This is a genomic window from Microbulbifer sp. NBRC 101763, from assembly GCF_040371615.1.
GTDB lineage: Bacteria > Pseudomonadota > Gammaproteobacteria > Pseudomonadales > Cellvibrionaceae > Microbulbifer > Microbulbifer variabilis.
In genome coordinates, this window is record NZ_BAABQV010000002.1 from 256,509 (window position 1) to 275,708 (window position 19,200).

Below are 19,200 nucleotides of genomic sequence, written 5' to 3' on the forward strand. Positions count from 1 at the left end.
AACTGATCACTAAAAGCAGGAGCTATTCTATGAGCACCAACATTTTACACGGCGTAGGGGTAACCCATAGTGACGCCGGCGCACGCGATATCAACCTAGTCAAACTGGGTTGTATTGGTATTGTGGGGACGGCCCCAAATGCTGCGGCAGCAACCAATGCCTCTCTGACTATTGGCACTACTGAAGCAAATACAGAGCTTGTTTTTACGGCAGCAAGCCCTGGTAATACGGGCAATGTCATCAGTATTGAGTTTGTCAATCCAAATACCGCAGATGCTGTTCTCTCCATTAACATTAATGGTAAATCAGTAACGGTATCACTCGCCACAGATTCAAGTAGCAAGCTTATTAGCACAGCTGATAATGTTCGCACGGCATTAGCAGCAAATGCGGAGGCTTCAGCACTATTTTCTGTGGTAAACGGTGATAGTGATGGTAGTGGTGTTCTTTCGCCGCAGCCAGCACTCCGGATGTCTGGCGGTACCGATGAACCTTTCCCTCTCAACAAACCCGTATTGATTGCGGGTTCTGAACTGCAAGCATCAGCCTTGGATACATTGGGTACTGCTAAAGGCAGTTTACCTGATGCTCTTGATGCCATTTTAGATCAGGCCGGCGCTTTAGTTGTAGTAGTAAGGGTAGCAGAAGGCCCTGATGATTCCTCCACTCGTGCAAACGTTATTGGGGGCGAAAGTGCTGGCCAGTACACTGGCTTACATTCATTACGTGGTGCGGAAAGTGCCGTGGGGGAGCGCCCCCGTATTGTGATTGCCCCAGGCTTTTCGTCTGATTCGGCAGTCGCGAGTGAAATGAACGTCGTCGCTGATCGAGTTAAAGGCGTTGCATATATTGATGCCCCTGACACCGATGATGCTGCCGCAAAAGCATTTCGAACTAACTTCGGCAGTAAGCGTCTACAGATTTTTGATCCGTCCGTGCTCAAATTTGATAAGACCAGTGGAGATAATAAACGAGTCCCTCTGTCGGCGATTGCTGCAGGTATCCGTGCTAAGCGAGATAGCGAAGAAGGTTTTTGGGCATCCATCTCCAATCAGGAAATTTCAGGAATTGTTGGTAGCAGTCGCCCTGTAGATTTCATTCAAGGTGACCCTAATAGCCGCGCTAATCTACTGAATCAACATGAGATTACAACAGTAATTCGCCAAGGTGGTTTTCGTCTTTGGGGAAACCGTACTTGTTCTGCAGATCCCAAGTGGGCATTTGAAACGCATGTACGTATCGCCGATGCAATTGATGACAGTATTCAAGAAGGTGTTGCTTGGGCAGTAGATCGTAATTTAAATCGAACCTTTTTTGAAGATGTCGCAGAAAGTGTTAATAACTTCTTACGTCGCTTGACTCTGCTTGGAGCAATTCATGGAGGCACTTGTACCCCAGATCCAGAGCTTAATAGTACAAGTGAATTGGCCGCTGGACGAGTGTACTTCAACGTAGAATATACCCCTGTTGGTATCGCAGAGAGTATCCGCTTCCAAGTTGCTAGCACTAATCGCTACCTAACCGATCTGGTAGCTTAATTTAATATTATTTTCGACTGAGCGGGGAAACAAATGCAAGGTTTTATTTTTAAAGATATGGAGCTCTTTGCTGATGGTAAGGGGTATGCCGGTTTGGTGGAGGAGTTTGAAGCACCTAGCCTCAAAGTCGTTACTGAAGACTATAACGGGGGCGGTTTAGGGGCCGCTATTGGGATAGATATGGGCAGGGTCGAGAAACTGGAAGCTAGTTGGACCCTGGCAGGCTACCATGCCGAAACATTGGCCCAGTGGGGTCAAGCAGGACAAGCTGGTACACCCTTAACCCTACGCGCGGCAGCTCAAAGTGAAGCCGATGGCTCGGTGGTACCGGTGGTTATTAAGATGCGAGGGCTGGTGCGTACTTATGAAGCAGGTTCTCATAAGCCCGGTGAGATGAACAAACAGAAATACAGTGCGGAACTGCGTTATTACTCTGTGAGCATTGATGGCCGTCAAGTCGTTGAAATTGACGTGCTAAATGGCAAGCGTGTTGTTGATGGTGTTGACCAGACGGCAGAGCTTCGCGCTGCTATTGGCCGATAACCCAGGCTCTTAAGAGTTTTCAATTCCCTTTTTTTTTATCACTCTCTAAATTGACTTGCCCACAAGTTCTTAATGCTTGTGGGCTTTTTTTGAGGAAAATATGTCCGAGAACGCAATTAAGCTGGATTTTCCAGTTGAATATCAAGGTATTATCTATTCCGAATTGCAAATGCGGCGTCCCAAGGTGCGTGACTTGCTAGCTATTGAGCGTAAACAAAAAGAATCAGAACGCAAACGCCAGCCGGTGGGAGATGGTGAGCTGGCGACTGAAACCTATGCCAATCTCTGTGAAGTCTCCCCCGCAGTCATTGAAGATATGGATGCTGCAGACTTCAAAAAACTAGATGAGACCTATGAAGGTTTTTTATCCTAAGCGCCTCTGCTATCCGAAGACTATTAATAACTCTGGCTAGCTGGACTGGCTGGAGTCTCACAGAACTCTCAAATATGAGTTGTGAGGAACTGAGTAGTTGGGTTGATCATCTGCCTAAAGATGAAGCTGTACCGAGGCAATCTATCTAATTTACCCCCTTTGGATCCGTATCCATGAGCAAGTTTTCCCTATTAGTGAGCCTAGATGGCACCTTAACGTCTGGATTTAAAAGTGCTGTTACACAAGGCCAGACAATGTTGCAACGCTTTAGTAAGTCTATTAACGAGACCGATGAAGCAATGGCTGCGGCCGAGGGTTTAAAAAAGCAACGAGATGGTCTTTCCAAACTGGAAAGGCGTTACGAGGCCAGTAGTATTAAAGGGGAGAGAGCTCGTCAGGTTGTTGAGCGTAAACGTAAGGAGCTTTGGAGAGCAGCCACAGCGGCTCAAAAATATGGTATCAGTGTTGCTAATGTGGATCGAAAATTAGAGCGCTTAGAAAGACGCTCGGCAGGCCTTAAATCCCTCGGGCGTCTACCTGGCATAGCTAAAAAATCCATCTCTCACTTAAAAGGCATAGGAGCAGGTGCAACCACCGCAGCTTTAGGGCTTTTCAATTTTGTAAAAAGTACGGCTGACTCAGGTAATCAAGCGATTGATACCGCTAACAAGCTTGGGTTCACTGTAGAGGGATTGCAGCAGTATCGTTTTGCCGCAGAGCGCTCAGGCATAACTGCCAAAACCTTTGATATGAGCGCCCAGAATATGATCAAAGGTATTACTGCGGCTGCGAAGGGTGATGTGAAGGCATCGTCTGCACTTAAAGATCTGGGTTTGGATGCACAGAACCTGGCCCAGATGAAACCTGAAGAACAATTGAAAGTTATAGCGGACGCTATGGTGACCATTGAAAGTCAAAGTAAGCGTATATCTATAGCGGATAAACTTTTTGGTTCTCAAGGTATCGACATGGTCAACATGTTAGGCGGTGGGAGTAGTGGGCTTGAGCAGATGCACCAGGAAGCTAACGCGACAGGTAATGTTTTAGACCGTAAACAACTTCAGCTTGCAGCGGATTTTAACACTAGCTGGCTAAAATTGACCACTACGCTTACTGGCTTTAAAAACCTTCTTGCTACTGAGCTGATGCCAACACTTATGAGTATGTTCAAGGATTTTACGCAGTGGCTACAAAAGCCAGAAGCTAAAGAGTTTATCCGTGATTTTGCTCTAGGTTTAATCGAAGTGGTTAAAGGCGTTGGCTCTTTAGTCAGTAAATTTAGTGAATTTGGCGGAATAGCTAAGTCTATTGGTGCTGTGCTAACTGGAATAATGACTGTTGCGATATTGCCTTTTATTAGCTTGTTATCACTCCCTGGGATTATTATTGCAGGTATCGTTGCTGCCGTAGCCTTACTCTGGGTGCACTGGGACAAAGTTGTTGCAGCGGTTGGTAAGTTTGGAGATTGGCTTAAAGAGATTCGCGATAAAACTTTGGGTAGTTTATGGGATAAGCTACCTGAAGGTGCACGTAAATCCCTAACCAAGATCAAAGACTTTGCCTTCAAAATATTGGGTAAAAGTCCTTTAGGTTTGCTATTTCGTGGAGCCTCCTGGTTGAGTGGAAAGCTGTTTGGTAAAGAAGAGAATCCTGAAAATCAGCCAACGACAATAGACACGCAAGCAGATGTACGACCTCGAGGTGGCAGCAATATCATGGTGCAAAACAGTATTAACTCTCCAATCAATATTTACCCTTCAGCAGGGTTAGATGAAGAGTCCATAGGACGCAAAGTAGGTGAAGAACTGGATAAACGTCAACGAAGCCAAGAAGCTCAGCAACGCAGTGTAATGTTTGACCTGGGTATAATGAATGGAGCGGCGACATGATGAATATATTAGAAACTTTGCTGAAATTAGGAGACGTTCCATCAGAAACTATGCTGAAATTAGGAGACTTTCCATTTGCTCTACAGACCGCTGGTTACGATCAGTTGCGCCAGGCATGGAAATTCAACTGGCAGAATAGTAACCGTCCTCGGGGGTATCCACAGCCTCAATTTACTGGGCAGGGAACACGTGACATTACTCTGAGTGGGACAATCTATCCTTTAGAGTTTGGTAAGCCTAATCAACTTCAAGAAATGGCAGATACTGCTGCTCAAGGAGAGCCTTTACAGCTTGTATCCGGAATGGGTGAAGTAATGGGGTTTTGGGCAATTACCAGTATAGAGCGCACCGACAAAGATCCATTGGCAGATGGAGTGGCTCGCTGTGTGGAGTTTTCTATTTCTTTGACGTATTACGGAGCAAAGTATGGTCACTGATTACCGTACAAGAGCTGGGGATGTCCTGGACCAAGTTTGCAAAAGTTACTATGGCCGAGAGTCCGCCGTACCGGAAGTGCTAGAAGCAAATCCTAAGTTAGCCCTTTTGCCTTCAGTGTTGCCAGAGGGCGTGCGTATAATTCTGCCAGAATTGAGCGATGCGAAGGTAAAAAGTCCAATGATTAACTTATGGGATTAGAGGTTTTTCTATGCAGCCGCGTTTTGTAATAGAGGTGGATGGTATTGAGGGAAGTGAACTCAACCAAAGAGCTCTAGGCTTCACATGGGTGGATAAGGCAGGCCAAACTTCTGATACGTTTAGTGTCATTTTGGATGATACGGAAGGTCGCCTAGCTATACCGCGAAAGGGTGTTTTAATTTCCGCTCAGCTAGGTTATGGCAATGACTTACAAATGTTACCAAGGTTTGTTGTAGATGAGATTGAATTAAGTGGGCCGCTGCGTCAGATGACTATAACTGCCCGTGGTAGCAACTTTCGTGATAAATTAAAGACGCATAAATCACGTAGTTGGGATAATCTCACTTTAAAGGAGCTAATCACAGAAGTCTGTAAAGATAACCGTTTAACTCCAGTTGTGGCTGAATCCCTAGCAAAGCACAAGTTCCAGCATCTAGATCAAACCAACGAAAGTGATATGAACTTACTTACTCGTCTTGCACTGGAAATGCAGGCTATAGCCAAGCTGGTAGAGGATCGTCTGATTTTTGTTCCAGTAGATGAAGCCAAAAGTGCCAGTGGTAAGAAGTTACTTGAGATGCAAATTAACTCAGATACATGCGAGAACTGGCGATTTACCCTACCCGATCGTAATCTCTATAGTGGTGTTGAAGCTCGCTGGCATGACCCGCTTACCGCTACAGAGCAATTGGTATTAATCGGCGATCGCAGTGGGGCGGTAGATCGGTTACCACAACTGAGATCTGGACCAACTGATGCGGAAACTGCAGCAGCTGCTCGTCTACGTAATCTAAACCGCCAGAGCGGAAAGCTGTCATTTACCCTGGATGGAAATCCCAATCTTAGAGCCAAAACCCCTCTGCGCTTAAGTAACTTCCACCAGCAAATTGATGGTATATGGACTGTGGATCAGGCTACCCACAGTATTGGGAAAAACCAGCGTTACACAACGCAAGTTCAAGCGGCGCTACAGCCATAGCTTGCTGAAAATTCGTAAGTATCAGAGTTATGTTATAAGCTTTACGGTCAGAGAAATAGTTTTCATTCACGGTAAGTATTCTCTGCTTTATAAGTGGGATAACTTCAAAATCGGCTAATACACCTCTCTCGATAATAGGTGATCACTTATTAGTTAAGTATGTGTAATAGTAGTTTTCTGAGGTTGATGTTTAACTTTTTTGAGCCAGTTTCGCAAGTACCTGAACAGAAACCCTGGCGACTAACTCTGAGGAAATTTCGCCGTTGTTCTCCTGGGCGTAACGATACAAGCTACCGTATGCATCAGCCAGTACCACGTCTGGTAAAGTATCCGGATCCAGATCACACTCATCGCGTAAATAGACCACGATAGCATTGACGCACTTACCAACTAGCAGAAAGTCAATTTGTCGTAATTCTGTTTCGCCCTCACCCGTCGCCCAATAGCCAACACTACTTCCCAGCGCATTGGCGATGCGTTGCTGCTCAATTCGGTCTCTAGGCAATACATCATTGTTAAGCCAAGCTGCAGCTGTAGTCTTGCCAATACCGAACTCCTTGCAGAAGCTAGACAATCGACCACGCCCTACGGGGTAACCTTTTTGAGTGAGGAGCTTATGTAAACGTTCACTAGCTCCCCGGCCTTTGGGATCTTTCAAAGTTTCACTCTTCTTACCAGTTTTCACTGTTTTCATGCTTCATTTTGTCTGTTGGTGAACCACTATCATAAGTCCATTATAAATGAACCTTTCAGCGGGGAACGAACGTCGTTTCCTTTAAGGCGCAGGCACATTCTAATCGGTAGAACTCACTAAGCAACTATAGAGCATGTACTTTTGTACGAGAAGTTGATAACTCAGTCTACAGCTCCATCTAGCAAAAAATTACCCTTTTTGTGAGGGGTAAGCCCACTCGAGATGAACGTTACACAAAAAATCTAGAAATAAATGTTGATAAAAGTACGTTTAAAATGTACATTGCTCCACATGTTCACTTTAAGTGAACATGTGGGGTGGTCAGCTGTTGGCCTCTGTACTTTGACAAAACTCCTCCTGGCTTAATTGTTAGTAGGGAGATATTTATAGTTGAAATAACAACAAATACAAAGAACTAAAGCGCAACTGTCGTATTAAGAAAATTCTCGATCATTAAATAAAGGAAAAAAGGTCATACCGGCTAAATAAAAAAACTATCCACGCTGACAATGAAAAAATGATATCACTGAAACTTGAAATAATTTATTAAGAGTTACTTACATCAGAGTGACATTCTAAAAATTATAGATCGCCTTTGTTCACAGGATTGGGACTATAAATTTATGGCGCAATTAGATAACAAACTAAAAAAAGCTTTAGAGCAACGCTTAGAGGAGTGGTTGCAATGGAGCTCCGCAGGGTATGACGGCCTTCCCCAAGGGTTATCAGGAGGCGGAAATATAATTGCTGCACTTATGTCTAGTGGTGGTGAAATAATACGATCAACTTCTCCGCATAATGGCTATCAATGCCCTCGAGCAGAAGAAGTAGATCGCTGTCTAATGACGTTAGGGCAGCTTCTATCTGAAGCTCGTCAAGTCGTAGAGTTAGAGTTACATGCTGGCAAGCCGGGCCTTGAAACTCAAGTTGCAAGAGCCAAGTCTATTCAAATGAGTCGTCGTCAATATGTGGAGTATCTCAATACTGGACGCTGGATGTTAGTTGGCATGTTGTTCGGAAAGGCTAACGCAGCAAACTTTAAAAAGACAGCGTTTGAGCAGCGCCAACCTCGCACCCCACGGATTAAAACCTGGCATGCAGAATAAGTATAAATTCATAGGTAGTCTCCTAATATGATTAAACACCCTACAGTAGGACGCCCTCGCCGGAAGATAGATAGTCAAGGCCGTCTACAGTGTTGCATATGTCGTTACTGGCAAACTCCAGAGAACTACTATTTAAACTCCAAAAATAGTAGTGGTCGCGATAGTCGATGCAAATCGTGTGACAGCCTACGACGTAAAGATGCGCGTCAGAAACGAAAACGAGTAGCCATAATTACAGAGGCTAAAAGTAAATTTATTCATTGGAAAAGGCCTTCAACTGAAGAGTAAATCTAATCTACTGAAAAGTTATATGTAGGAGTTTTAAATGGATGCTACAGTATTAGGCATAATGATAATTATTGTCTTATTACAGATTGTTAATTTAGGTGGTATGTTGTGGAATCGTTTTGGTCCAAAGCTACTTTTAATTAATTATACTGTTAGTGGGGGAGAGGCAGAGAAAGCTTGGACTCTACATTGCAGTAATTTTGGTCGTGTTCGTGGACCTATCTCAGACGTTGGGCTAGACTTCTTGGTTAGTGAATTCGTTAAAAGAATGCAAGTAGATTACCCAGATATAAATGGCTATAGCTTGAATGGGGTAACGATATTAGATACCGCAGTACCGCTTCCCAAGGAAGATTAAATATTTATATGTATTTACTTATAGTATGAAGATAAGTAGATGTGAAGTCTCTTGCTGAGATGCTAGTTATAAGTGAAGAAGTTTATAGATTTGCTAAGGCTGCTCGGAATAAGATATCTGCAGAAATTTATTTGTGTGTAATGATAGAGGCAACTTGAAAAGAAAGATGACTTAAGATTATCGGACAAATTTTTAATTGTAATTAAAAGAGCTTTATGTGAAATTCAAATTTTCATTTTTTAGAAAAAATGATGGTTTATGAATATATTGCAATAATTTTTATAATTATACTATTGTTCTAATAGGCCGGATGGCATATTGAGGTTTGTCTATATTAATTTTCTTATTGTGGAGCAGTCATGAATGAACTTAGCATGACCATTAATCTATAGTATTTTGCTGAAGTTTTTTACCAAATTTTACTGCTTTTTTTGGCCGATATGACATTTTTTTGTTTAGGCTAAAAAATTTTTATTAATAGGTAAAATTAATTTATGTATTTAAATAAAGTGCCCATAAGGTAGAGTTCTGATTAAATTTTTTTGGTAGATGCGGTAAGCAAATATTATCCCCAAGCCAGATTTTTACATGGTTTTCGTAAGCTTCAAAATAAAGTGTTTTTATAATTTAATATTTAGGATTTTTTGTTCTACTCTTTCTACGATACAATTTATATGTTCTAGGTTTACTGGCGGTGTTGACTCTCCAAAATGACGTCTGACTTTATCCATGGCTTGGGGAAAACGTTCATTACTGATTGATTTCAACGGATAGTCGGTTACATCTGATTCTTAACCTTTAAGTGCGTATTCCTGATAAGCAGTGCAAAGAGCAACCTGAGGGCGGTTAGCCAGTATGTTAATCATTTTCAGGCCGGATAAAACAGGCATGTGAATATCCAATGGTATCAGATCAAATTCCTGGTCAGCTAGAAAAGAAAGTCCTTCAGCAGCCCTATAACACTGCTCTGCTATTTCAAGATCAACATGTATATGGCTTTGGTGTATATGGATATCATGAGCTAATGGTTCATCATTTATAATTCAGGTTTTCATAATTGTATTGTTAGTTGAGCATGCCAATGCTGTTCCTGCAACTACCCTTTGTAGGGTAAAACTTTTTGGTTGTCTTAATTGTAAACGATGTTTAATATTTTCCAGACCAATACCCACGGTGCTCTTATTGATAGATTGATCAGGTGCGCGATTAATAGATTCAAACATTAATTTGTTACTTTGCACATATAAAAGGATGTGATCAAAGCATTTATCGTGGCTGATTTCAGCACTATGTTTAAAGGTATTTTTTACTAGTATAATCAGTAGTAGAGGCGAAATTTTTTTTGATTCCTCTGGTAATTTATATCTATTCCAATCCTGTAGAGAAATTCTACTCCTAATTTTTTAGTTCAAAATAATTTTGTAAATAGGCAGGTTTATCTTTTAGTACTACTTCAGCTGTTTGACCCTGATACACCAAATGGCGTAGAAGGTCAGATAATATCAGCAGCATCGGTGCCGCTTGATTCGACTGCATTAAGCGTAATGCATATAGACTGTTTAGTGTATTAAAAAAAGTAGGGATTAACATGTTGTTGTAACATTCTTAGCTCAGTCTGGGTCTGTTCATTTGTCAGTTCAGCGAGCTTCCGAGTATTGTGTTCTCGCTCGAAGGCCAAAATTAAAGGAGTGGTGACTAACCAGAAAATCAAGACCACAAGCAAATTTAGTGTGTCGAAAGGTTTATGATTTTCTGATGGTAATAAACTTAATGTAGGAATATTCAGGGGTAGTTGTAAGATAAGGGTGCCAAATAAAGGGTAAGATAGCAGTCAGGCCTATCGCCGTGCAGTTCATAAAACTGCATACCAATGGTTTGGCTAACGGTTTGGCTAATGATTTGGCCATTGGTTTGAAATGGGATTAAATGAGATAGAGCCTTCTTGGTGGAATCCATAGCTAAGTATATAGAGCTGTTGATGCTGGAACGTTATCAGGGAAGAGTTGCTATGGAAGGGCTGATCTCCTATGAGCGATAGCGATATCAGAGCGCCGAAGTCCATAGCCATAAGCCAAATCTTAGCCTGGTCAGCGCTGAGTCCTCACATGGCAGGTATTCTCGTGCTACTTTGATTTTTGCTCGAGTGCGCCAGGTCATTGGTGACACACTTATTCTTGCTGCCTTAGGTGAATTGGGTGAACAGCATAGTTATCCAGCTCCACCAGCAAGCTCTTTGGATTTTTTTTGAAACTCTTGTGGGCAAGGCTCGAGCCCAATGAGAATTGATTGAAACTTTATTTATCTAACCGGTACTTGTAGCCAACTGGTTGGAAGAATTGATCGCAGGAAAATCTTAGAAGCTCCCATTTATTTCTATGGTAAACCCCCTAACTGGAGGAGGATGTTATAAAATATAGTTCATCCTATTCTGGAGTTAGTTGGGTAGGTTGTGTCTGCTGCTGATCAAATTAAAGTATTATGAAGTACCTATTAATAATCGTATTGTTTTATTCATCTACATTATGGGCTTTGGAAATAGAACCTTTTCAAACAGATGGTTGTAGTGTTTTTCCTGATGGGACTGTTGAGCATGGAGAACTATGGATGAGCTGTTGCCTGGCTCATGACTACGCTTACTGGAAAGGCGGTACCTATGAAGAGCGCAAGCTGGCGGATGAAAAATTAAAAGCTTGTGTTGTTGGTACTGGTGAGGACGAAGTTGCGCTACTAATGTTGGTGGGAGTCCGTATCGGTGGGACACCCTTTTTGCCTACACCTTTTCGGTGGGGGTTTGGATGGCCTTATTTACGTGGTTATAAGTCGTTAACTTTGGAAGAGTTAGAGGCGATTAAGCGAGCTGATAAATCAGAGGAATAAATATTTTCCGAGACAAATTGTTAATAGAATTTTTTTTGAAAACAAGAAGAAAAATAAGCAGGTGCGGAGTTAACCAGCCGGACCATTTTCCAGTAAGAGTTGATATGCGTTAGGGAAGCGCTCTTTTAGCCATTCCATAAGACTGCGAACTCTTATTAGCTGGTGCTTCAGGGGTGGGCACACCATAGACAATATCGTGGACTCTGACCAGCCAGGTAAGATTTCTACAAGCCTGTTCCCGGCAATATCTGCTTGCACATAAACATCTGCCAAGCGAGTCACTCCCAGGCCAGCCAATGATGCGAGATGCATAGCCCGGCCGCTGACGAGTTTAATTCCTTGATTAGCTTGAACAACCTGTTGGGCTTTACCTCGTGTCATGACCCATTGGTCAACACTGCCATAAACCAGAGGCACCAGGGAAAGGTCAGAAGGTTTGGTTATAGGCCCGTGGGTACTTAAAAAGTCGGGGCTCGCGACATACCGGGTTTTAATATTATGCAGCTTGCGCACTATCAGCGATGAGTCCGGCAGCGTACCCATACGGATGACCAGGTCGTATTGCTCTTCAACCAGGTCTACACGTACGCTGGAAAAGTCTAAGTGAACCCGCACTTCGGGATATTTACGCTGGAAATCTATCACGAGTGGCGCAATAAGCTCTTCACCAATCACCCCGCCAACAGCATTTATCCGAATACTGCCTTTAATCCCTGCTTTGCTCTGAGATGCCCACTCCGCGGCAGTATCCAGCTGCTGCATTGCCAGTTTACAACGCTGGTAATAGCCCTCACCGATTTCCGTCAGCCGCAACTTGCGGGTGGTGCGGTAAAGGAGTTGGACCCCGAGAGCAGCTTCCAACTCAGATACTTGCTGGCTCAGATTGGCCTTGGAAAACCCACGGTGCTCGGCGGCGGCAGTAAAGCTCCCATATTCTGCTACAGATAAAAAGGCCCTGATGGCTCGCCAGGATAGTTTGTTCATTAAAACCAAACAATGTTTTCAGATTGGTGAGGATAATCATCATAGTCGTAAATCCTATACTTGGTCCATCAAATGAGTGCCGAAAGATAGACCGGCTATGGAAAAGAAAAGAGAGATTGTTATGACCAAACCACTTATTGTGATTACTGGAGCCAGCTCAGGCATCGGCGCCACCATCGCTCGGCATATGTCAGATGCTGGATATCCCCTTCTACTGTTGGCGCGCCGTTTGGAGAAGATGGAATCCCTTAATCTACCTAATACCTTGTGTAAGAAGGTAGATATCACCGATCGAGAGGACCTTGAAGCAGCAATTAGAGAAGCTGAACATCAATTTGGCCCTGTTGATTGTTTGATTAACAATGCCGGTATGATGCTTTTAGGTAATGTGGAAACCCAAGACCCTACTGAATGGAGGCAGATGTTTGATGTGAATGTGCTTGGAACTCTAAATGGTATGCAGGCAGTACTTGGCGGCATGAAAAACAGAAAGCGTGGCAGTATTATCAATATCAGTTCACTGGCAGGAGTGAAAACCTTTATTAACCACGCTGCTTATTGTGGGACCAAATATGCGGTTACGGCCATTGGTGAGACGGTACGAGAAGAGGTCGCATCCAGTGGCGTACGTGTGATGACAATAAGTCCAGGTGCAGTGGAAACTGATCTTGTAAGCCATACCACTTCACAGGCAATTATTGACGACTATCTAAAGTGGAAGGATTCTATTGGTGGCGCAATAAATGCAGATGATATAGCACGCGCAGCACTATTTATGTATTCACAGCCTCAACAAGTAACTATCAGAGAAATCCAGATAGCACCTACAGGACAAGAGCGCTAATAGTTAATCCCAAGTATAATTTAGGCCTCTCTTTTATAGGGGCCTACAACAGTTAGGTCTAGTTTTCTAAATAGATTATTTTTTCCTGAGGAAACGCATTCGTACTTAATTCCAGCAGATTTCAGGTAGTTATCAAGTCTTCTGGAACATTCGCTGTATACTGGAAAAATCCAGCTCATGATTGCCTGCAAGATCATGTAGCCCGTAAAGATTACGGGCCAGGGAACCAAGTGGAGTATAACTTTGGCTGTTATTTGCAGCCTGCTGCGCAAGTCCCAAATCTTTACACATCAGCTTCACCATAAATCCACCGGTGTAATCCTTACTTGCGGGGGTATCAGACATTACACCGGGATAGGGGTTATATTTTTGCAGTGACCAGTTGGCCCCAGAGCTATTCGACATTATCTCGCTGAGTACAATGGGGTCGAGGCCATTATCTACCCCGAGTTGCAAGGCCTCGGCTGTACCAATCATATGAATGGCCAGTAGCATGTTATTGCAGATTTTTGCGGTTTGTCCTGCGCCTGCGGGACCAGCATGGAAGATATTGGCCCCCATATGCTGAAGAATTTCCCTTGCTCGCTCGACATCGCTATGGTTTCCACCGCACATAAAACTAAGCGTACCTGCTGCTGCACCGGCGACACCACCAGATACAGGAGCTTCAATAGCATGTAACTTTTTATCTTGAGCAGAAGCAAGAAGTCTCTTGGAGCTCTTTGTCGAAATAGTTGAGCAATCGATTACCAATGTATTTTCGGTAATTTGCTCCAGTAATTTCTCTTCATCAAGATAGAGTGATTCGACGGCACTATCATTAGGTAGCATACTCACAATAAAATCTACACCCACAACTGCTTGATGTGGAGATACACACTTTTCTATACCTTGCTTTTCTGCGTTATCGAGGAGCTCTGTAACGGGATCATACCCTTTGACCTGAAATCCAGCTTTTACCAGGTTAGATGCCATTGGAGCTCCCATATGCCCCAATCCAAAAAAGGCGACTGATGTGGCCACGATGATCTCCTTAACTGAACGTAGTTTAATGCACTTTTAAATTTATTTGAGCTGTATAGTCATATTGGTATGCTCCGCATGTTCGATATCGGAGTCGAACCACCGCGCAGTTACCGTCTTCGTTTCCGTATAGAAGCGCACGGCCTGCTTTCCATAGGCATGTTGATCCCCGTAAAATGAGGCTCGCCAGCCAGTGAAGCTAAAGAAAGGTAGGGGGACAGGAATGGGAACGTTTATTCCTACCTGCCCCACTAAAATTTCATGCTGATATTTGCGAGCGGCGGCACCACTGGAAGTAAAAATTGAAGTACCGTTACCATAGGGGCAAGAATTGACCAGATGGATAGCATCTTCCAGTGAATCCGCATTGACGAGACATAAGACCGGCCCAAATATTTCGTCAGTGTAAATGGACATCTCTGGAGAGACATTAGCAAACAGGGTTGGCCCTACCCAATTCCCATTGGGGTAACCTTCGACTGATATATTGGAACCATCCAGCAGGCAGTCTGCGCCTTCTGCCTTTCCTTTCGCAATATACCCCAATACCCGTTTCTTGGCTGTTGGAGAAATCAGTGGGCCAAAGTCAGAGTCTGGATTTGTCCAATGGCCCGGTTTAACTTTGGCCATGGCTTCACGGATTTCAGGTATCCATTGCTGTGCTTCACCTACTAGCACCACGATTGAAATTGCCATGCATCGCTGACCTGCCGCACCAACAGAGGAGCCGACGATATTATTGATTGCAGCCCTCTTGTTAGCATCAGGCATAACAACCATATGGTTTTTAGCTCCTGCAAATGCCTGGACTCTCTTTAAGTGCTGAGTACCTGTCTGATAAATATGACGACCTACGGGTACTGATCCAACGAAGGATATTGCCTTGATGCCTGGATCTTTCAGTAGGAAATCTACCTGCTCACTACCTCCATGTACTACCTGTAAAACTCCTTTCGGCGCACCGGCCTCCTCAAAGAGTTCTGCGAGCTTACAGGGAGTAATCGGGTCTTGCTCTGATGGCTTGAGGATAAAAGTATTGCCACAAGCTATTGCCATGGGAAACATCCAGAGGGGAATCATTGCAGGAAAGTTGAACGGAGTTATTCCGGCACAAACACCTATTGGCTGGAGGTAGGAATAGCAATCTATACCAGTGGCGACATTTTCAACGGTCTCGCCCATCATCAGGCTGGCAATATTCGCTGCGTGTTCGACCACTTCAATACCACGCCAAACATCGCCCTTGGCATCTTCAAAGGTTTTACCAGTCTCCTCACTCAGTATTTCAGCTAGTGATTCCTGGTTTTCCTTCAATAAAGCTTGATATTTCAACATTATCCGAGCTCGTATGGAAACCGGTGTATCTTTCCAGTCGTTAAATGCCTCGGTGGCAGAAATTACTGCATTTTGTAGCTCTTTTGAAGTTGTATATGGTGCATGGCAGAGTGTATCCCCTGAGGCGGGGTTGGTGACATCTAGCCATTTTTTGCTGTTAGAGCTTACCCATGTACCATTTATGTAGATTGGGAGTTTGGGAGGAATAGATCTATCCATTTTAAGAGAGTCAGGCTGGGAATTGGATTTTCTTATTTTAGATGTGATTCAAAAATAAAAGAGAAATTATCCGCCACATATTATTTAAATAGAACCTAAAATTAACCAGTTTTAGTGATTCTAGGTTTTTTGGTTGAGCCGGTATCCCTTTATTCCACTAATTATTGTTTAAATTATGTAATGGCATTCAATATAAAAGATATTTTGATTTTAATTGTGGGCTCTCTCTCATTTTATGCAGTCTAATGTTGGTGGGTATCCTATCTGGTTGATAAAGACTGTTATGCTCCTGTTCGCCAAAAAACCGGCTTAGCTGTTTCTAGCTCGGTGGGCTTTTCAATCTGACATTTATTACTATTTACATTTTTTGTAAAGGATAGTCAGTTATATTGCTGGTCTACAGTATTTCTCATGGGAAGAATGCTATGCGCTGCTTTATTAAATTAAGATATTTTTTATTTGCTTCAGTATTGATTTTTTCACATATAAAAGGGTACGCAACAACTCTAGATGACGTAAAGGCTCATAACCCAACCTCAGATAAGACCTGGGCCGAACAGTGGTTCTACAATATTGCGGTTCCTGATGTAGGCTACTTCAAGGTCAGCTTTCAGACATATATTGCTCCAAATTTTTCTGACCCCATTCCAAAAGCCTATATTCATCTGGCTTTTACGCCAATAAATGGAGAATCTGTAAAATATGATTTGTTTTTGGATGAGGTGATTTTAACTCACCCGGATGATCCCGGTAAGTTTTATTATGAAGTGCCCGGAGTCCTTGTGGCTGATGATGAAGCTATTTGGGTGAACCATGAAAATTTTAATTTCAGTATGCGATGGAATGGTGAACACCATCATTATTGGCATGGTTTGAATCCGGGGCAAACACCATTTGGTATTATTCCTGAGATTCCAGGAGTAGGGGGGCGATGGTTTCTATACACGGTAGGGACTCCTATACAGTATAGCTTTCACGATGGTACACAATCACTGATGGGAGTAGGGTATGCCCAGCTGGACAAAGGTTGGTATGACAAAGAGTCCAGTGCGGGGATGGCATACAGTATGGGGCTATCTGATAAACTTTACTATATGTTTACTGGAGCCAAGCTTGGTAATTCTGACTTTGAAATGTGGGCCGGTCGGTATATTTCTGATGAGCACGATTTGATATTCTATCCTGCGTTTAATAATTTATCTGTTAAAAGGGTGATAGACTCATGTTCTGGATTTATGAGAATTGAACTCAATAAGATAAGATATAAGCTTGTTGTGGAAGCTAAGGCTGATATCAATAGTTTCTATCCTCTTGAATTTCCTTCTGTAATTATTTTTGGTGGGGAGCAGAGATATATGAAATCTATGCAGGCTAACGTAAATTTCTCGCTTTATAAAAAAGGAGATCTTGTTGAGACAGTCACAATGCCGCAAGCCTTGCTGGAGTTTAGTGGTCCACTAGCATGTGATGATTTTTTTGAATAGCTGTTGAGTTGATTTTACCTACTTTTAGTTTTTATTTGACATTCAGTGATACAAATAGTATCACTGAATGCTGAAATTATGATGAAATAAAAATATATTAAGCATGCAATCCTAACCATATTACTTTAGCCAATTAACAAGTAGCTCATACTCATTTTTTTCGATCACTCCCATGCTGGGATGATTTCTCTCCCTAAGTAATACCAAATTTATATTACTATCTGTTAAGTCCTTGAATTCGCTATAGGGGGCAATAGGGTCTGATGGTGAGAGGAATAGAAGCGTTGGAGTACTGGAGGAAATTAGGAGTGCTTTTATTCTTGTGTTGTCGTGATAAATATTGGCTTTTTCCAGTGCGCGAGTAGCTCCTTCGCGGAAGTTATTTTCTGGAATAAGGCCGCTAGCCAAAGGGTGAGCGGCTCTAGCATAGTTTACTACTGCTTGATCAAATTTCACCATGGGAGCCTGAAGAATTAGACCGCTGATATCTTGGCGAGAGGCAGAGATTCGTGCAGCGGTTAGGGCTCCCATTGAATGGCCTAGCAAATAGAGATTATCTTTCTTAATAATACTTGTTTTGGATAAGGTTATCGACCAAAGCGTTGACGATCTCACTGTCGCCCACTCCAAAGGCTTTTTTGCCACCTGATTCTCCATGACTCAGAAGGTCTGGGATTACTACATCAAACCCAAGAAAGTGAAAATAGAGCGCTGAGCTAAGCATGAACTCCTTTGAAGCGCGAAATCCATGTAGAAGCATTACAGTACCTGAAAAAGAACTTTCCAAAGCATTTCGGTTAAGTTCGAGATTAACTGTACTTTCAGACTTGTAGGATTCAACTTCAATAGAATAATTAATTTTCTTATTGGTTTAAGCAGTTGCATGAAAATAGTTAACACAAAGATTGTTTCTCCCTGGCAGTATTTACTCTTATTGAATCCCCATAGCTGAATCTGTTCTTGAGTAACTAAGCGATTGTGTGGGAAGCTTTTTGAGTTATTAATATACGAGGGGATACTTGAAGAGCAGGATGATATGCAGAAACATAGTACGAAAATAGAAATAGTTTTTTTTCAGCTTCATTTACTTTTTTTAATCGTTGTTTGATTTTTTATCGGCTTAAAGGCTGATTGTTTAATGTGTAGCTGTTAATGCTTGGATTTCGAGTACTGGAAAGAATATATCGCTGACCGGCTAGTCAGTGCGTTGTGTTTTTGGAGATTCGGCCAAGGTAATAGGTTGATGAAGGGCTGCCAAGCTATACCAGGCAGCCCCTAATCGATGGTATTTCAGTTTAGATTAATTCGGTTATCTTCTGACTTCTGCTCAAATTCGATGGTTTGCGCTGCCGGCTGTAGATTTAGAGTATAAGTCAGTAAGGTGTAATCTCGAGCGTCGGCCTGGCAAACAAAGCCCATTGACCTTGCGAAAGAATGAACGCGTTTGTTTTCGGCAGATTCAATAGAGTAAATACGCTCTAAGCCTTGTTCTTGGGCGCAGTGAATTAGGCGTTTTAACATCAGTCTACCAAGGCCAAGGCCCTGCCAATCATCACTAACCACTACGGCACACTCACAGGCTCGTCCGTCTGGATCTACTGCATAGTGCGCGGTGGCAACCGCTCTCTGTGCGTGGTCGCTGCTGCAAAGGGCAATAAAAGCTTCATGAACCTGATGGTCGTTGTCGGTGAGCAGTTCAATCAGTTGCTGACTCGCTTTACAGCTGCCCCCAATAAAGCGATCGCGTCGGGTTTGGGGGGAGAGGTCCTCAATGAGCTCTTTCTCCAGCTGCCCGTCACTGCGGCAAATGGGGCGGATTGATACCCTGCGCCCGTTGCCGAGAGTGATTAATTCTATTTTTCGTTCCGGGGTAACTCTGTTGTTAAATGACATATCAATAAAAATCCCAACTGCGCTTGGCAGCTTTGTTTCTAGTTCGCAACGGGGGTGGATATCAAAAAGATAGACGCTCGCGTTGCGAACGCAAAACTATATTACGGTCGCGCTGGGCGTTTTCCTAACAACCCCTA

At 43.0% G+C, this 19,200-nt stretch carries 21 protein-coding genes; 12 read left to right on the plus strand and 9 right to left on the minus strand.

Annotated elements, in window-relative coordinates; all coding sequences use genetic code 11:
* Window positions 1–29: 29 nt before the first annotated feature.
* The 7 genes from ABWV76_RS06515 to ABWV76_RS06545 all read left to right on the plus strand — a co-directional run bounded on the left by ABWV76_RS06515 (window position 30) and on the right by ABWV76_RS06545 (window position 5,958).
* Window positions 30–1,538: a phage tail sheath subtilisin-like domain-containing protein gene (locus tag ABWV76_RS06515; protein WP_020414338.1), complete on the plus strand. Its 1,509-nt coding sequence runs from the start codon at window positions 30–32 to the stop codon at window positions 1,536–1,538.
* 33 nt (window positions 1,539–1,571) lie between these two features.
* Window positions 1,572–2,081 carry a phage major tail tube protein gene (locus ABWV76_RS06520; protein WP_020414339.1) on the plus strand — a complete coding sequence of 170 codons (510 nt, stop codon included), beginning with the start codon at window positions 1,572–1,574 and terminating at the stop codon, window positions 2,079–2,081.
* A gap of 100 nt (window positions 2,082–2,181) precedes the next feature.
* Entirely contained in the window at window positions 2,182–2,454 is a 273-nt protein-coding gene (locus tag ABWV76_RS06525) for a phage tail assembly protein (protein WP_282952293.1), read from the plus strand.
* A 173-nt stretch (window positions 2,455–2,627) separates the two neighbouring features.
* Complete coding sequence (locus tag ABWV76_RS06530) at window positions 2,628–4,343, plus strand: phage tail tape measure protein (RefSeq protein ID WP_353375565.1); 1,716 nt, start codon at window positions 2,628–2,630, stop codon at window positions 4,341–4,343.
* Window positions 4,340–4,780 carry a phage tail protein gene (locus tag ABWV76_RS06535; RefSeq protein WP_020414342.1) on the plus strand — a complete coding sequence of 147 codons (441 nt, stop codon included), beginning with the start codon at window positions 4,340–4,342 and terminating at the stop codon, window positions 4,778–4,780. Before ABWV76_RS06530 ends, ABWV76_RS06535 begins: the two co-directional genes overlap by 4 nt.
* The gene (locus tag ABWV76_RS06540; protein WP_020414343.1) at window positions 4,770–4,979 is read left to right on the plus strand and encodes a tail protein X; all 210 of its coding nucleotides are present in this window, start codon (window positions 4,770–4,772) and stop codon (window positions 4,977–4,979) included. The genes ABWV76_RS06535 and ABWV76_RS06540 overlap by 11 nt, the downstream gene beginning before the upstream one ends.
* Window positions 4,980–4,989: 10 nt before the next feature.
* Window positions 4,990–5,958 (plus strand): contractile injection system protein, VgrG/Pvc8 family, encoded by a 969-nt coding sequence (locus tag ABWV76_RS06545; RefSeq protein WP_282952295.1) that lies wholly within the window; start codon window positions 4,990–4,992, stop codon window positions 5,956–5,958.
* A 190-nt stretch (window positions 5,959–6,148) separates the two neighbouring features.
* On the opposite strand, the gene ABWV76_RS06550 is transcribed toward ABWV76_RS06545, so the two are convergent.
* A complete protein-coding gene (locus tag ABWV76_RS06550) occupies window positions 6,149–6,616 on the minus strand; it encodes a hypothetical protein (RefSeq protein WP_353375566.1) in 468 nt (155 codons plus the stop codon).
* Between the two features lie 659 nt (window positions 6,617–7,275).
* Here ABWV76_RS06550 and ABWV76_RS06555 point away from each other — a divergent pair.
* Together ABWV76_RS06555 and ABWV76_RS06560 are read left to right on the plus strand one after the other, a co-directional pair.
* Complete coding sequence (locus ABWV76_RS06555) at window positions 7,276–7,758, plus strand: hypothetical protein (RefSeq protein WP_282952297.1); 483 nt, start codon at window positions 7,276–7,278, stop codon at window positions 7,756–7,758.
* Window positions 7,759–8,083: 325 nt separating this feature from the next.
* Window positions 8,084–8,404, plus strand: coding sequence for a hypothetical protein (locus tag ABWV76_RS06560; RefSeq protein WP_353375567.1), 321 nt, complete (start codon window positions 8,084–8,086; stop codon window positions 8,402–8,404).
* 791 nt (window positions 8,405–9,195) lie between these two features.
* Here the strand turns inward: ABWV76_RS06560 and ABWV76_RS06565 are convergent.
* On the minus strand, window positions 9,196–9,447 hold the full coding sequence (locus ABWV76_RS06565; protein WP_353375725.1) for a LytR/AlgR family response regulator transcription factor: 252 nt from the start codon (window positions 9,445–9,447) through the stop codon (window positions 9,196–9,198).
* Between the two features lie 352 nt (window positions 9,448–9,799).
* The gene (locus tag ABWV76_RS06570; protein ID WP_353375568.1) at window positions 9,800–9,994 is read right to left on the minus strand and encodes a histidine kinase; all 195 of its coding nucleotides are present in this window, start codon (window positions 9,992–9,994) and stop codon (window positions 9,800–9,802) included.
* A gap of 1,014 nt (window positions 9,995–11,008) precedes the next feature.
* On the opposite strand from ABWV76_RS06570, the gene ABWV76_RS06575 reads away from it, so the two are divergent.
* Window positions 11,009–11,281, plus strand: coding sequence for a hypothetical protein (locus tag ABWV76_RS06575; RefSeq protein WP_282952299.1), 273 nt, complete (start codon window positions 11,009–11,011; stop codon window positions 11,279–11,281).
* A 69-nt stretch (window positions 11,282–11,350) separates the two neighbouring features.
* Here ABWV76_RS06575 and ABWV76_RS06580 read toward each other — a convergent pair whose 3' ends face one another.
* A complete protein-coding gene (locus ABWV76_RS06580) occupies window positions 11,351–12,265 on the minus strand; it encodes a LysR family transcriptional regulator (RefSeq protein ID WP_020414350.1) in 915 nt (304 codons plus the stop codon).
* 121 nt (window positions 12,266–12,386) lie between these two features.
* Here ABWV76_RS06580 and ABWV76_RS06585 point away from each other — a divergent pair, with 121 nt between their 5' ends.
* Window positions 12,387–13,109: an SDR family oxidoreductase gene (locus ABWV76_RS06585; RefSeq protein WP_020414351.1), complete on the plus strand. Its 723-nt coding sequence runs from the start codon at window positions 12,387–12,389 to the stop codon at window positions 13,107–13,109.
* A 132-nt stretch (window positions 13,110–13,241) separates the two neighbouring features.
* On the opposite strand, the gene mmsB is transcribed toward ABWV76_RS06585, so the two are convergent.
* Both mmsB and ABWV76_RS06595 read right to left on the minus strand, forming a co-directional pair.
* The gene (mmsB, locus tag ABWV76_RS06590) at window positions 13,242–14,132 is read right to left on the minus strand and encodes a 3-hydroxyisobutyrate dehydrogenase (RefSeq protein ID WP_282952301.1); all 891 of its coding nucleotides are present in this window, start codon (window positions 14,130–14,132) and stop codon (window positions 13,242–13,244) included.
* Between the two features lie 42 nt (window positions 14,133–14,174).
* On the minus strand, window positions 14,175–15,686 hold the full coding sequence (locus ABWV76_RS06595) for a CoA-acylating methylmalonate-semialdehyde dehydrogenase (RefSeq protein ID WP_353375569.1): 1,512 nt from the start codon (window positions 15,684–15,686) through the stop codon (window positions 14,175–14,177).
* A 425-nt stretch (window positions 15,687–16,111) separates the two neighbouring features.
* On the opposite strand from ABWV76_RS06595, the gene ABWV76_RS06600 reads away from it, so the two are divergent.
* Complete coding sequence (locus ABWV76_RS06600; protein ID WP_020414354.1) at window positions 16,112–17,170, plus strand: hypothetical protein; 1,059 nt, start codon at window positions 16,112–16,114, stop codon at window positions 17,168–17,170.
* 120 nt (window positions 17,171–17,290) lie between these two features.
* On the opposite strand, the gene ABWV76_RS06605 is transcribed toward ABWV76_RS06600, so the two are convergent.
* The 3 genes from ABWV76_RS06605 to ABWV76_RS06615 all read right to left on the minus strand — a co-directional run bounded on the left by ABWV76_RS06605 (window position 17,291) and on the right by ABWV76_RS06615 (window position 19,063).
* Window positions 17,291–17,785, minus strand: coding sequence for a serine aminopeptidase domain-containing protein (locus tag ABWV76_RS06605; RefSeq protein ID WP_353375726.1), 495 nt, complete (start codon window positions 17,783–17,785; stop codon window positions 17,291–17,293).
* Window positions 17,733–17,894, minus strand: a complete 162-nt coding sequence (locus tag ABWV76_RS06610) for a hypothetical protein (RefSeq protein ID WP_169337131.1) — start codon at window positions 17,892–17,894, stop codon at window positions 17,733–17,735. Before ABWV76_RS06610 ends, ABWV76_RS06605 begins: the two co-directional genes overlap by 53 nt.
* A gap of 566 nt (window positions 17,895–18,460) precedes the next feature.
* The gene (locus ABWV76_RS06615) at window positions 18,461–19,063 is read right to left on the minus strand and encodes a GNAT family N-acetyltransferase (protein WP_353375570.1); all 603 of its coding nucleotides are present in this window, start codon (window positions 19,061–19,063) and stop codon (window positions 18,461–18,463) included.
* Between the last annotated feature and the right edge of the window lie 137 nt (window positions 19,064–19,200).

What these genes read in the sequence shown, in the direction of transcription:
- ABWV76_RS06515 (WP_020414338.1), top strand. Translation starts at nt 30, where the DNA reads ATGAGCACCAACATTTTACACGGCGTAGGGGTAACCCATAGTGACGCC.
- ABWV76_RS06520 (WP_020414339.1), top strand. Translation starts at nt 1,572, where the DNA reads ATGCAAGGTTTTATTTTTAAAGATATGGAGCTCTTTGCTGATGGTAAG.
- ABWV76_RS06525 (WP_282952293.1), top strand. Translation starts at nt 2,182, where the DNA reads ATGTCCGAGAACGCAATTAAGCTGGATTTTCCAGTTGAATATCAAGGT.
- ABWV76_RS06530 (WP_353375565.1), top strand. Translation starts at nt 2,628, where the DNA reads ATGAGCAAGTTTTCCCTATTAGTGAGCCTAGATGGCACCTTAACGTCT.
- ABWV76_RS06535 (WP_020414342.1), top strand. Translation starts at nt 4,340, where the DNA reads ATGATGAATATATTAGAAACTTTGCTGAAATTAGGAGACGTTCCATCA.
- ABWV76_RS06540 (WP_020414343.1), top strand. Translation starts at nt 4,770, where the DNA reads ATGGTCACTGATTACCGTACAAGAGCTGGGGATGTCCTGGACCAAGTT.
- ABWV76_RS06545 (WP_282952295.1), top strand. Translation starts at nt 4,990, where the DNA reads ATGCAGCCGCGTTTTGTAATAGAGGTGGATGGTATTGAGGGAAGTGAA.
- ABWV76_RS06555 (WP_282952297.1), top strand. Translation starts at nt 7,276, where the DNA reads ATGGCGCAATTAGATAACAAACTAAAAAAAGCTTTAGAGCAACGCTTA.
- ABWV76_RS06560 (WP_353375567.1), top strand. Translation starts at nt 8,084, where the DNA reads ATGGATGCTACAGTATTAGGCATAATGATAATTATTGTCTTATTACAG.
- ABWV76_RS06570 (WP_353375568.1), bottom strand. Translation starts at nt 9,994, where the DNA reads ATGTTAATCCCTACTTTTTTTAATACACTAAACAGTCTATATGCATTA.
- ABWV76_RS06575 (WP_282952299.1), top strand. Translation starts at nt 11,009, where the DNA reads ATGAGCTGTTGCCTGGCTCATGACTACGCTTACTGGAAAGGCGGTACC.
- ABWV76_RS06580 (WP_020414350.1), bottom strand. Translation starts at nt 12,265, where the DNA reads ATGAACAAACTATCCTGGCGAGCCATCAGGGCCTTTTTATCTGTAGCA.
- ABWV76_RS06585 (WP_020414351.1), top strand. Translation starts at nt 12,387, where the DNA reads ATGACCAAACCACTTATTGTGATTACTGGAGCCAGCTCAGGCATCGGC.
- ABWV76_RS06595 (WP_353375569.1), bottom strand. Translation starts at nt 15,686, where the DNA reads ATGGATAGATCTATTCCTCCCAAACTCCCAATCTACATAAATGGTACA.
- ABWV76_RS06600 (WP_020414354.1), top strand. Translation starts at nt 16,112, where the DNA reads ATGCGCTGCTTTATTAAATTAAGATATTTTTTATTTGCTTCAGTATTG.
- ABWV76_RS06610 (WP_169337131.1), bottom strand. Translation starts at nt 17,894, where the DNA reads ATGCTTAGCTCAGCGCTCTATTTTCACTTTCTTGGGTTTGATGTAGTA.
- ABWV76_RS06615 (WP_353375570.1), bottom strand. Translation starts at nt 19,063, where the DNA reads ATGTCATTTAACAACAGAGTTACCCCGGAACGAAAAATAGAATTAATC.